Annotated in this window: 13 protein-coding genes; 3 read left to right on the forward strand and 10 right to left on the reverse strand. The window is 36.1% G+C overall.

Translation table 11 applies throughout. The features are described 5' to 3' along the window. Nucleotides 1–21: 21 nt before the first annotated feature. Nucleotides 22–378 carry a hypothetical protein gene (locus JFU20_RS02695; protein WP_002032241.1) on the reverse strand — a complete coding sequence of 119 codons (357 nt, stop codon included), beginning with the start codon at nucleotides 376–378 and terminating at the stop codon, nucleotides 22–24. Nucleotides 379–873: 495 nt separating this feature from the next. Here JFU20_RS02695 and JFU20_RS02700 point away from each other — a divergent pair, with 495 nt between their 5' ends. Continuing rightward, nucleotides 874–1,215 (forward strand): hypothetical protein, encoded by a 342-nt coding sequence (locus JFU20_RS02700; RefSeq protein WP_307838384.1) that lies wholly within the window; start codon nucleotides 874–876, stop codon nucleotides 1,213–1,215. 107 nt (nucleotides 1,216–1,322) lie between these two features. Here JFU20_RS02700 and JFU20_RS02705 read toward each other — a convergent pair whose 3' ends face one another. Together JFU20_RS02705 and JFU20_RS02710 are read right to left on the reverse strand one after the other, a co-directional pair. Then, nucleotides 1,323–1,703: a hypothetical protein gene (locus JFU20_RS02705; protein WP_002127497.1), complete on the reverse strand. Its 381-nt coding sequence runs from the start codon at nucleotides 1,701–1,703 to the stop codon at nucleotides 1,323–1,325. 166 nt (nucleotides 1,704–1,869) lie between these two features. After that, nucleotides 1,870–2,040, reverse strand: a complete 171-nt coding sequence (locus JFU20_RS02710; RefSeq protein WP_002016588.1) for a hypothetical protein — start codon at nucleotides 2,038–2,040, stop codon at nucleotides 1,870–1,872. 329 nt (nucleotides 2,041–2,369) lie between these two features. Between JFU20_RS02710 and JFU20_RS02715 the strand changes: the two genes are divergently transcribed. Next, the gene (locus JFU20_RS02715) at nucleotides 2,370–2,738 is read left to right on the forward strand and encodes an FtsB family cell division protein (protein ID WP_002165759.1); all 369 of its coding nucleotides are present in this window, start codon (nucleotides 2,370–2,372) and stop codon (nucleotides 2,736–2,738) included. A 197-nt stretch (nucleotides 2,739–2,935) separates the two neighbouring features. After that, nucleotides 2,936–3,445, forward strand: coding sequence for an exosporium leader peptide-containing protein (locus JFU20_RS30520; RefSeq protein WP_201038305.1), 510 nt, complete (start codon nucleotides 2,936–2,938; stop codon nucleotides 3,443–3,445). Between the two features lie 1,055 nt (nucleotides 3,446–4,500). On the opposite strand, the gene JFU20_RS02725 is transcribed toward JFU20_RS30520, so the two are convergent. Genes JFU20_RS02725 through JFU20_RS02755 form a run of 7 tightly spaced genes read right to left on the reverse strand, consistent with a single transcriptional unit; the run spans nucleotide 4,501 to nucleotide 12,500 of the window. Further along, on the reverse strand, nucleotides 4,501–6,441 hold the full coding sequence (locus JFU20_RS02725; protein WP_002017015.1) for an AMP-binding protein: 1,941 nt from the start codon (nucleotides 6,439–6,441) through the stop codon (nucleotides 4,501–4,503). Nucleotides 6,442–6,489: 48 nt separating this feature from the next. Next, nucleotides 6,490–8,031 (reverse strand): acyl-CoA carboxylase subunit beta, encoded by a 1,542-nt coding sequence (locus tag JFU20_RS02730; RefSeq protein ID WP_201038306.1) that lies wholly within the window; start codon nucleotides 8,029–8,031, stop codon nucleotides 6,490–6,492. A gap of 2 nt (nucleotides 8,032–8,033) precedes the next feature. After that, nucleotides 8,034–8,822: an enoyl-CoA hydratase gene (locus JFU20_RS02735; RefSeq protein ID WP_002017012.1), complete on the reverse strand. Its 789-nt coding sequence runs from the start codon at nucleotides 8,820–8,822 to the stop codon at nucleotides 8,034–8,036. Nucleotides 8,823–8,826: 4 nt separating this feature from the next. Beyond that, on the reverse strand, nucleotides 8,827–9,738 hold the full coding sequence (mvaB, locus tag JFU20_RS02740; protein ID WP_002017011.1) for a hydroxymethylglutaryl-CoA lyase: 912 nt from the start codon (nucleotides 9,736–9,738) through the stop codon (nucleotides 8,827–8,829). Between the two features lie 21 nt (nucleotides 9,739–9,759). Next, nucleotides 9,760–9,975 (reverse strand): acetyl-CoA carboxylase biotin carboxyl carrier protein subunit, encoded by a 216-nt coding sequence (locus JFU20_RS02745; protein ID WP_001985297.1) that lies wholly within the window; start codon nucleotides 9,973–9,975, stop codon nucleotides 9,760–9,762. A gap of 26 nt (nucleotides 9,976–10,001) precedes the next feature. After that, nucleotides 10,002–11,339: an acetyl-CoA carboxylase biotin carboxylase subunit gene (locus tag JFU20_RS02750; RefSeq protein ID WP_002017008.1), complete on the reverse strand. Its 1,338-nt coding sequence runs from the start codon at nucleotides 11,337–11,339 to the stop codon at nucleotides 10,002–10,004. Between the two features lie 15 nt (nucleotides 11,340–11,354). After that, nucleotides 11,355–12,500, reverse strand: coding sequence for an acyl-CoA dehydrogenase (locus JFU20_RS02755; protein ID WP_201038307.1), 1,146 nt, complete (start codon nucleotides 12,498–12,500; stop codon nucleotides 11,355–11,357). Between the last annotated feature and the right edge of the window lie 175 nt (nucleotides 12,501–12,675).

Raw genomic sequence — 12,675 nt, forward strand, 5'->3', positions numbered from 1 at the left:
CTTAGCATCAATAAAGCATAATTAATCTTTATTTGCTACGTCAACACCGTTAAAATCAAATTCATCAGTAACAGTTGTAGCAGGTGGTAAAATTGCTTCAATTTTACAAAGAGATATAATTGCTGCAACTGAACCAGGAATAGCAGCTAGCTTAACAACATCGCAAGTTACCGAAGAAACAGTACCTATATAAGTACGTCCTTCAGTGTTAATTCGCACTGTTTTATTAATTAATTTTTTAAGCTCATCTCTAATTCCTTGTACACAAGAGCTGTCACATTTCTCATTCTTTTCCTTTTTACACTCTTCAAAAATGTCCCAACAATCATCATGCTTACACGTACATTTCTTTCTACAATTATTAAATCGAGAACCCAAAACCTCACCCCCTAATCCTTTCTACTAGTAAAGTATGTCCAATAGCTTAAAAGTGTACGAGACAAAAGCATAGAAATAAAAAAACAAACACTTGTACTAAACCTTCTTATTTATACTTTTAATAAGCCGGCTCCTTGAATGGGGACCACCTTTTCCTATTACTTCACATATACATAGGCTTTGTTCGCAGTGATATGGTGTATTTTTCCTTTACCATTGTGAAATATACATTCAGAAAAGCGTACTCCAAAATAAGATATTATTTAAAATCTTAACGTTTCCTTCAACAAGTGTTTGTTGATTAATATCATAACCAGTAGTTCTCTCAACTATCTCTTGAAAATTAGCATAGTTTGTATGAATTCTATATCTAGTAGAAAGCACTCTATCATATAAAGGTAAAATAATAGGTTAAATAAACAAGCCATTCTTTTACTAAAACATAGAATAGTATGAATCCTATTGAAGGGAGGTATAAAATAATGTCCTGGAAAAATGATTGCTGGAGTTCTAAGAAAAAGCATTGTTGTGATGACTGGTGGAAATCTAAAGAAAAGAATCATTGTGATGATGGTTGGAGTTCTAAGGAAAAGCATTGTTGTGATGAATGGTGGAAATCTAAAGAAAAGAATCATTGTGATGATGATTGGAGTTCTAAGGAAAAGCATTGTAATGATGAATGGTGGAAATCTAAAGAAAAGAATCATTGTGATGATGATTGGAGTTCTAAACGAAATAAGTGTCGTTGTAAATGTTTCTTTATTTGTTGTCATTGTAAAAGAAAAAATTGGTAATATTTTCAATATCGACTTAAAAGAGAGAACATGTCTTTTGTGACCGATAAATACTAGAATGTAATATACAAAAAGCTGACTAAGTATAGTCAGCTTTTTGTCAATGAACACGTAGAGATTTATTTTAATATAGTTCTTAGTAGAAAAGGATTATTTTATATAGATTACTATAAGCATCCATAAAGCCAAGGCACCAATGATAGCGAGCGCTATACGTGTAGATAGTACCCTTAATTCAAAGTCTGTTTTCTTGGAGGGTTCAGGATATGCAATTATGTAGATTCCCTTTAATAATGCAAGCCATGCAATAACCGTTAGGAACCCCTGCCAGTTGAATACCCATACATTATGTAGGATTACACTACCTAACCCTAGGAAAATCGATAGAAAACCATACATAATACCAAATCCTCTGTCTTCAACCACTAATTTTTTCAATTCACGTAGTACCGATGGACGTACGAAAAGTATTCCCGATACGATAACCGTTATCCATCCCCAAAACAATCCTAAAAAAGTACTAGTTTCCATTATTAGTTCACTCCCCTCAATTATTTATATTTCAGATATTCCCCCCTTTAGAACAATTCCAACATCTTTATATATAGGCTAAATTCTGCTCTTTTTTAATACAAACATGGCATATTCTATGCCCATCCTTAATCACCTCATTTCTCTACAAAATGAAATTTTTATATCATTCTTCATCATCATCTATCCGAATCAACCGAAGTCGCTTTGTACTATTGCCGCACACTTTTTCATAGCTTGGAGCTAACATGCACCAACGCCAATATAATGATTTATTCGCCTTTTCACTAACCTCTAAAATTGTCCCCTCTGTAATAAAAGGATCACCTTGATACAATGTATACTCGCTTGTCCCATGGAATCATCATTATTCCCCTCCCTATTAAAATAGCGTTTTTGTTTCAAATAATGCTCTCATTAATTTGGACGCATTTACCAGTATATTTACCAAAAAATTCATGATATCGTTAACTAGTCGAGTACGTCATTACTTGACGATTACCCTTAGGGGCCCCGCAGACAATCGGGGTTCCTTTTATTTAAATGAGGATTTTGTTTAAACTTTACAAAACTCACCTATATTAAAATATCTTCTAAAATTCCCATTAAACATTTATAATACTTTTAAGCGTTTTAAATTCTACAATCAGTAATGGAGGCATTTTAATGGGAAACATCCCAAAAGTATCATCACACCAATCAAATCCTAATATACCCTCACAGCAAGTGAACGCTAACACCAAACAAGGTAATAATAAAAAAACAAGACGCCGTATTATAACTACTTTAGCTTTTATATTACCTATAATTTTTGTCCTTCAATATTCTCTTAATAACCAGCAAGAAATGATTAAAGAGAAACAAATCACGGTTAATACGGAGCAACAAAAATTATCTTCTGTAAAGAAGGATGGTCATTCCCTTAAGAATGATGTTACAGCTTTAACAGGTAGTGAAGAAGAAATTTTAAAATTCGCAAGGAAATTGTATGGATTTTCTAAACCGAATGAAACTATATTTCAAATAACCGAATAAAATTACACTGCATTACCCAAAAGGCGATTTGAAAATAATCGCCTTTTTATGTTTAATTTCTAAAGAAATCATACTAATCTCTCTTTCTATCATATAACTATTTTATTTAATTTGTTAAAATACAACCGCTTGTCCATGTCACTTTGCTCTGTCATTACATTTACTATTAGTAATACGATTTTTAGAGGTGATAAATAATGGACGAGTTTTTATCTTTTTCTGCACTTAATCCGGGTTCTATTGGACCTACACTTCCACCTGTTCCACCCTTTCAATTCCCTACCGGTCCTACTGGACCAACCGGACCAACTGGACCAACTGGACCAACTGGACCAACTGGACCAACTGGACCAACTGGACCAACTGGACCAACTGGATTTAATCTTCCTGCTGGGCCTGCATCTATTACCTTGACTTCTAACGAAACCACAGCATGTGTATCCACTCAAGGAAATAATACTTTATTTTTTTCGGGTCAAGTATTAGTAAACGGTAGTCCTACTCCAGGAGTAGTAGTCAGTTTTTCATTTAGTAACCCTTCTCTTGCTTTCATGGTTCCTCTTGCTGTCATTACCAATGCTTCAGGTAACTTTACCGCTGTATTTCTAGCCGCTAATGGGCCTGGAACAGTAACCGTTACTGCTTCACTTCTTGATGCTCCTGGAACAATGGCAAACGTCACTATTACCATTGTGAATTGTCCGTAACGGTTTTATTTTTAAGGACTAAGCAATTTCTGATAAGATGAGCACAGATTTACAGTGCTCATCTTATCATTGGGATGTTCCTTTCAAATGAAATTTCGTAGCATCCAACGAATGGGATCTAGTTACCACTAATAGAAATGTTCAAGTAACCCCCATTCATTATCTGTTGTCCTTTTTGAAAGGACTTGTTCCGTACAACAGGTCCTATTTAATCTACACCCTACTAAAATAACGCTTTTATTAAGAACTAATGATCTTTATATTTCTTAAGCTTGTCATCACAAGTAATTTTTATAATTAGTTAAATTCTCAATATAGTTTGTGTATATAATTCCATTCAAAGATACATAATACCCACGTAACTATTTAAAAATACTTTGTTTTTATATCTAAGTTCAAAAAGGAGCTACATAACATGGATAAAAAGATTTATTAAGTCAACAACTGGATCCTGTGTCATTAGATGCGCTGAATACCCCTAGTAAGGCCCAAGAACAACTGCAAGAAACATCTCAGGAGGCACATAATTCAAACAAAAAGGACAGTACTCAAGCTTTACATGGCGAAGATTTACCAATTTCAGATGTATATAGAACAACGAACAAACAGTAAATTTAAAAGGGAAAAAATCTTAAGAACGAGTGAACTTAATTCTTTTCCCTTTTCCTATTTAAATAACACTTTTATATGAAACCCGTACACATTTTTGACACATCCACTATCACAATCTCCTGAAAATTCGTGATAATATTAATTTGTCGGATACGCCAAATTTCGACATTGAACGACAATAATATCTCCCTTATTGAATCCCTGTCCCCCAGGGATTTCTCCTTTTATTCATTACTTTTTTCTTCACTAAATTTTCATTCTTAACAAAATTCATTCACTCCATTGAATAGACAGCCACAGTATCCTATTTTGATAAAAACTAAAAACAAACAGACATACTTACCACTAATAGTAGATTTTTTAACTTCAAATTTACTTTTTCTCTCTTTTCTTTTTGTAAACATTAAAAATGAGCTCTATTTACATAGAGCTCATTCGTAATTTTATAGTTTGCTAGACTGTAGTCCTTGAATAAAGGGTACCACTTCAGGATTTACAAGTGACGATAAATCTCCTAATTCTTTTCCTAAGTAAGCAGCTTTTATGACACGTCGCATTACTTTAGAATTTCGTGTTTTTGGTAAATCTTCTACAACGTGGATGTCTTTTGGACATAAAGCTTTACCAATATGAGAGTTTACTAAACTCATTAATTCTTTCTTTAATTCTCCTGAGAATGTTACACCATCTCGTAATACAACAAAACAATGACAAACTTCTCCTTTTACATCATCCGGTACACCAACTGCCGCTGCTTCTATTACATCATTATGTTTCACAAGAATAGATTCATATTCAGCAGGCCCAATACGTTTCCCTGCAATATTTAGTGTATCGTCTGAACGTCCTGTGATGATGTATTGCTCACCGTCATAAATAACCCAGTCCCCATGGACCCATTTATTTTCAAAGCGTGACCAATATGTGTTTACATAACGTTCATCATCTTCCCAGAAACTTTTCGTCATACCTACCCAAGGTTTTTCTAAACATAATTCTCCGACTTCATCTCGAATTGGTTTACCTTGATCATCAAGTACAACCGCTGCCATTCCTGGTAAAGATGCGTTAAAACTAATCGGTGCGATCGGCTTAATTAGGACATTCCCGAAAATCCCACCTGAAATTTCAGTTCCACCTGAATAGTTACAAATTGGTACTTTACCTTTACCAACTGTATTAAATAACCACATCCATGGGTCTGGATTCCAAGGTTCTCCTGTTGATGCGAATACTTCTAAACTCTTTAACGAGTGTTTATTTACATATTCATCACCTTTTGCCATTAATGCACGGATTAATGTTGGTGAAATACCGAGATGAGTAATTTCATATTTATCGACTGTCTCCCATAAGCGGTCTGCTTCTGGAAAGTCTGGGACACCTTCGTACATAACCATTGTTGCGCCATTAATTAAAGAGCCGAATAGTAAAAATGGTCCCATCATCCAGCCCATATCAGTTACCCATAATACTCGGTCGCCTTGTTTTATATTCATTCCAAATCCTGCATCAAATGCAGATTTTAGCGGGAAACCAGCATGTGTGTGTACTGTCCCCTTCGGCTTACCAGTCGTTCCAGATGTATATATAAGCATTAATGGATCATCACTATTCATTTCTTCAGCATGTATAAATGGTTTTTCTTTTTCTAACGTACTCCATGAAAAATCATAATTATGCGGTGTAAAATCATTTCCTGCATGACGAACAATTACCACCTTTTCAACAGTTGGACAATGTTCACAAGCTTTATCTACTTCATCTTTTAATGAAACAATTTTCCCACGGCGTGAAAAGCCATCTGCGGTAATAACCATTTTTGAACCAGCTGCTTGTACACGTGTCATTACTGCATCAGCAGCAAAACCTGAGAATATTGGTGAAATAATCGCTCCAATTTTCATTACCGCTAACATAGCAACAACTGTTTCAGGAATCATTGGCATGTAAATTGTTACACGATCACCCTTTTCAATACCAGCATGTTTCAAACCGTTGGCAACACGGCTTACCCAGCTGTCAAGCTCTTCATATGTAAATGATTTCGAAGTTCCGTTTTCCCCTTCATACATAAGTGCTGCTTGTGTTTTCGTTTTATCGTCTGCAAGCCAGCGAGATAAAACAGATTCTACAACGTTACAAGTTCCCTCAGTATACCACTGTGCAAACGGTGTACCATTTTCTAAATCTAACACTTCTGTATATGGTTTCATCCACTGATAGCCAACTGCTCTCTCAGCTTCTCCCCAAAACCAAGCTGTTTCTTCAATTGACTTATTATAAAAGGCTTCGTAATCTTCATAGCCTAATGATTTCATCCAACCAAATAAACGCGTTTTTTCTTTATATTCTTCTGTTGGAAACCAAACTGCTTGTTTCATGTTTTCCCCTCCTTGACTTTTTGAGCAAGAAAGCCCTAAATAGGGCTTTTAAACTGGATATACAGGATGTTTACGATCTGTGAATACTTGATATTTACTCATATACATTTCGAATCGTCCTTTTAACTCTTCACGTAAATTATTTGGATGAACAATACCATCAATCACCATCTCAGATGCTAAACGGTAAATATCAATATCTTTCTTATACTCTTCTCGTTTTTCAGCAATAAAGCTTGCACGCTCTTCTTCTGGTAAAGCTGCAATCTTATTTGCATATACAGCATTAACCGCTGCTTCTGGACCCATTACCGCAATAGAAGCTGTTGGTAATGCTAAGCAGCAATCTGGTTCAAACGCTGGACCTGCCATTGCATATAAGCCAGCTCCATATGCTTTTCGAACGACGATAGAAATTTTCGGTACAGTTGCTTCACTCATTGCAGAGATCATTTTTGCACCGTGACGAATAATTCCGGCACGTTCTACTTTTGTACCAATCATAAATCCAGGTACATCTGCAAGGAATAATAACGGGATATGGTATGCATCGCATAAATTTATAAACTTCGCTGCTTTATCAGCTGAATCGTGGAATAAAACGCCGCCCTTCATACGCGGCTGATTTGCAATAATGCCAATTGGCTTACCATCAATACGCGCTAAACCTGTAATTAGTTCTTGAGCAAATAATTTTTTCACTTCAAAGAAAGAACCTTCATCAATAATTCTGTTAATGAGATCTTTCATATTGAAAGGAGCATTTTGATTTTCTGGAATAATTTCTTCTAACGTTTTATCGAACTGTTTCGGTTCTTGAGGTGTAATCAAAGGAGTCTTTTCTAAATAGTTACTTGGAAAATAAGAAATATATTGTCTTGCTTGCGTAATTGCATCTTCTTCTGTTTTACATAAAACATCTCCGCATCCTGATACTGAGCAATGCATACGTGCTCCGCCCATTTCTTCTAAAGTTACCTTCTCACCTATAACCATTTCAGCCATACGCGGAGACCCTAAATACATAGAAGCATTTCCTTCAACCATCATAACAACGTCACAAAATGCTGGAATATAAGCACCACCAGCCGCTGAAGGTCCAAATAATAAACAAATTTGTGGCACTTTACCAGATAATTTCACTTGGTTATAAAAGATCCTTCCTGCACCGCGGCGTCCAGGGAACATTTCAACTTGATCTGTAATACGTGCCCCAGCAGAGTCAACTAAATAAAATAACGGTACACGTAATTTCTCAGCCGTTTCTTGAATACGTAAAATCTTTTCAACTGTACGTGCTCCCCATGATCCAGCTTTTACAGTCGAATCATTTGCCATTACGCACGCAGTACGACCATGTATTTTACCAGTCGCAGTTACAACACCATCAGCTGGTAATCCAGTTTGTTCACAATTTGCAAATAATGCATCTTCCACATATTCACCATTATCGAATAAAAGAGCTAAACGATCTCGAACAAAAAGTTTCCCTTTTGCTTTGTTTTGTTCATGGTATTTCGGTGCCCCGCCTTGCTTAATTATTTCAACGCGTTCTTCAAATGAATTAGATTGTTGTTTTTGATCTAACATATTTACTCCCCCTTATACATTGGTTTGCGTTTTTCCTTGAATGCCTGTAATCCTTCTAATCTATCTTTCGTATGGATTACGCCCTCATACGCCTGTTTTTCCATTTGTAAGCCGGTATGTAAATCTACTTGAATTCCATTTGAAATTGCTTCTTTTGCTAATCGAACAGCAATTGGACCATTTTTAGCAATTCGATCTGCAATTTCAATTGCTTTCTCTTCTAGTAAATCAGCTGGTACTACGAATTCTACTAAACCATATTCTTTCGCTTCTTGCGCCGAAATACGTCTTCCTGTATAAATTAATTCTTTCGCTCTACCGACTCCAATTAATCTCGGTAAACGCTGCGTACCACCTGCTCCAGGTATAATTGCAAGAGAAGTTTCAGTAAGACCTAGACTTGCAGTGTCAGAAGCAATTCTAAAATCACAAGCTAAGCTTAATTCAGTACCTCCACCAAGTGCGATTCCATTAATAGCAGCAATAACTGGTTGTGGTAATTGTTCCACCATCTCCATAGTAGAACGAATCATACCCACAGCATGGCGAACTTGTTCTTCACTCATGTTGGCACGCTCTTTTAGATCAGCACCAGCGCAAAATGCTTTTTCGCCATCCCCTGTTAAAATAACAACGCGCGTATTTGATTCTTCGTTTATTTGAGTTAATATAGTTTGTAATTCTTCTAATAATGCCAAAGATAATGAGTTTGCTTGTCTTTCACGATTTAACGAAATCTTTACAACGTGCGGTGTAACATAGTCAACTGAAATGTTTTGTAATTGTAGCATCTTCTCACCTACTTATCGTTTTATGTTGAAGCGCTCTATACACATGACTCGGTAATTGGATATTTAACTTACTTTGAATAAACTGACTAGCTCTCAATAACTTTTCTTCATCAATATTAGTTTGGACTCCCAGCTTATGGAGCATATGCACTAAGTCATCAGTAGCAACATTACCCGATGCTCCTGGTGCATAAGGACATCCTCCGAGTCCACCACAAGAACTATCAAACGTTGTAATACCATATTCTAAAGACTTAACTACATTCGCCAGAGCCATTCCATACGTATTATGAAAATGCATTGCAAACTGCGAAGCATCATACTTCTTTAATAGATGTTCTAATACTTGTTCTACTTGTAATGGATTCGCTACACCAATCGTGTCACCGAGAGAAACTTCATAAATGCCGTATGAAAATAGTTGATTACATATTTCGTCAACTGCTGTGGCACTTATATCCCCTTCATAAGGACATCCAAATACAGTAGAAACATAGCCTCTTACCTTTTTACCTTCGAACGTTGCCTGTTTTGTTATATCTTCAATTACAGCTAATGCTTCTTTAATAGATTTATTAATATTACTTTTATTATGAGATTCACTTGCTGATAAAAAAACATTCACCTCATCTACATTTTGCAAAAAAGCTCGTTCCAAACCATTTTGATTTGGAACAAGCGCTGCATATGTAACATTTGGATCCCTTTTTAGCTCAGAAAATACATCACTTGCATCTGCTAATGCAGGAACCCATTTAGGGTGAACGAATGAGGAAACTTCAACGTACGACAATCCCGCTTCTGTAAGTAGTTGAATCCATTTTACTTTATCTTTTGTGCCAACAATCTTTTTTTCATTCTGTAAGCCATCACGTGGCCCGACTTCTTTAATGACAGCAAAATTAGGTAGTTTCAATTCGCTTCCCCCTATATCTCCCTATTCAATTTCTAGTAATACATCTCCTTCATTTACAAAATCGCCTTCTTGTACGTTAATTTTCATAACAGTTCCGGCTTCTTCTGAAACGATTGGAATTTCCATTTTCATAGATTCCAAAATGACGACATCCTGCTCTTCCTCTACTGTATCTCCTACTCCTACAACTATCTTCCAAACATTTCCTGCCATCGATGCATATACTTTCGTCATCATTTTTTCCCCCTTAATATTCATAAATCTTATTTTTTAACAAGTTGTTTCGTTACGAAACCCGTTGTATAAATACCACTTTTGAACACATCGTCTCCAAGCACTTGCAGTAGCATCGGTGTATTTGTTTTAATACCTTCAATTTTTAACTCTTCTAGAGCAATTTTTAATTTTGAAATCGCTTCTTCACGAGTTTCACCATGTGCGATTACTTTCGCAATCATTGGATCATAGAAAGGTGTAATCGTTACTTGATTCTCCAAAAAGTGATCAATACGTATATTTGTCGGTAACGTTAAATCTGTAATTTTCCCAGGTGATGGGAAGAATGTTTTCGGATCTTCTGCATAAATACGAGCCTCAATGGCATGACCACTACGTTTTACATCATCCTGTGTAAATGATAGCTTCTCACCATATGCGATAAGTAATTGTTGTTCAACTAAGTCTAACCCAGTAATTTCTTCTGTAACTGGATGTTCTACTTGTAATCTCGTATTCATTTCTAAGAAATAAAAGTTCTTTTGATCATCTACAAGAAACTCAACTGTACCTGCATTTGTATAACCAAGTGCTTTAGCAGCTTGTACAGCAACTTCTCCCATAGCCTTTCGTGTACCCTCATCTAAAAATGGTGAAGGTGCTTCTTCAATTACTTTTTGATTTCGGCGCTGCACTGAACATTCGCGTTCCCATAAATACACTGTATTACCATGTGTATCTGCTAAAAGCTGAATTTCAATATGATGTGCATCTGCTATATAGCGCTCTAAATACATTTCTCCGTTACCAAAGAAATTTTGCGCTCTTGTTTTATTACTTTCAAATGCTTTGGTGAGCGTTTGCTCAGTTTCCATCAACTGCATTCCAATGCCTCCGCCGCCCGCGGATGCCTTAAGCATTAATGGATAACCAATTTGTTTCGCAATTTCAATTGCTTCTTCAGCAGTTTCAATATTTGTAGTAATTCCTGGAACTACTGGCACATCTGCTGCTTGCATCGCTATACGTGACTCAATTTTACTTCCCATCTTAGTAATGATTTCTTCTGAAGGACCGATAAATACGATTCCTTCTTCTTTACAGCGAATCGGAAAAGATGGATTCTCTGATAATAATCCGTACCCCGGATGGATTGCTTCAGCATTTGTCTTCTTAGCTATTTCAATAATTTTTTCAAGGTTTAAATAGCTTTCTTGGACACGTGGACCGCCTACTAAGTAAGCTTCATTTGCCAATTTTACATGAAGGGCATTTTCATCAGCCTCAGAATAAATAGCAACGGTACGAATGCCAAGTTTTTGACAAGTTTTCATAATGCGAACTGCGATTTCCCCGCGATTAGCAATTAATATTTTTTGAAACATAGTGACTCCTCCTTTTTATCTACATCCTAAATGTCTTGCAATTACGAGACGTTGAATTTCAGAAGTTCCTTCACCAATTTCTAAAAGTTTTGCATCACGAATATATCGTTCAACTTCATATTCGCGCATATAGCCATATCCACCATGAATTTGTACTGCATGATTTGCTATACGACTTGCAGCTTCAGATGCAAACAACTTTGCCATAGCCGCTTCTTTACCGAAAGGTTTATCGTTATCTTTTAACCAAGCTGCTTTATGTACTAAATTACGCGCTAATTCTACTTCAGTCGCCATATCAGCCAATTTAAATTGAATCGCTTGGAAATTAGAAATCGGTTTTCCAAATTGTTGACGTTCTTTCGCATATTGCAATGCACGCTCAAATGCAGATTGTGCAATACCTACTGCTAATGCTGCAATTGAAATACGTCCTCCATCAAGTGTATATAAGAATTGTTTAAATCCTTTATTTACATCACCAAGAATATTTTCTTTCGGTACACGTACACCATCAAGTATGATTTCACAAGTATTAGAAGCACGAACACCCATCTTATCGTAAGGGCTTGAAATCGTTAATCCTTCACTAGTAGTCGGTACGATAAATGCAGAAATACGTTTTTTACCATTGTCTTCAAAACCGTTGATAGCGGTTACAATAATTGTATTTGCATACTCTGCGTTTGTAATCCAGCACTTTTCACCACTAATAACATATTCATCGCCATCTAAAATTGCTTTCGTTTGTGTGCCCCCTGCATCAGATCCAGCATTTGGCTCCGTTAATCCGAAAGCACCTAACGTTTTACCTGACGCCATTGGAACTAAAAATTTCTGTTTTTGTTCTTCTGTACCGAAATAATAAATTGGAGAAGCACCTAATGAAATTGTTGCAGCATAGCTTAAACCTGTTCCACCACAAGCACGACCAATCTCTTCAACAGCTAACGCGTACGATAACGTATCGCCACCTGAACCTCCATACTCTTCCGGGAATGGGATACCTAATAATCCTAGTTCGCCCATTTTTTGAAATGTTTCATATGGAAATTCCGCAGTTTTGTCATAATATACAGCTTTCGGTGCGATTTCCTTTTCAGCAAAATCACGTACCATTTCTTTAATCATTTGTTTTTCGCGAGTTAGAGTAAATTCCATTCCGCTACACACCCCTTATCGAATATTGAGTTTCGACAGCGTGCGAGTTTCTACTACAAACATTACTTCTTAAAAGACACGAATATTAGTTAGACAATTGCTATAATTCTGTCATAACTTAATTTTAAAACAGATTCTGTACCAATGCACAAAAAAATTCCTACATTGTTCTACA

The organism is Bacillus sp. TH30, from assembly GCF_016650875.1.
GTDB lineage: Bacteria > Bacillota > Bacilli > Bacillales > Bacillaceae_G > Bacillus_A > Bacillus_A mycoides.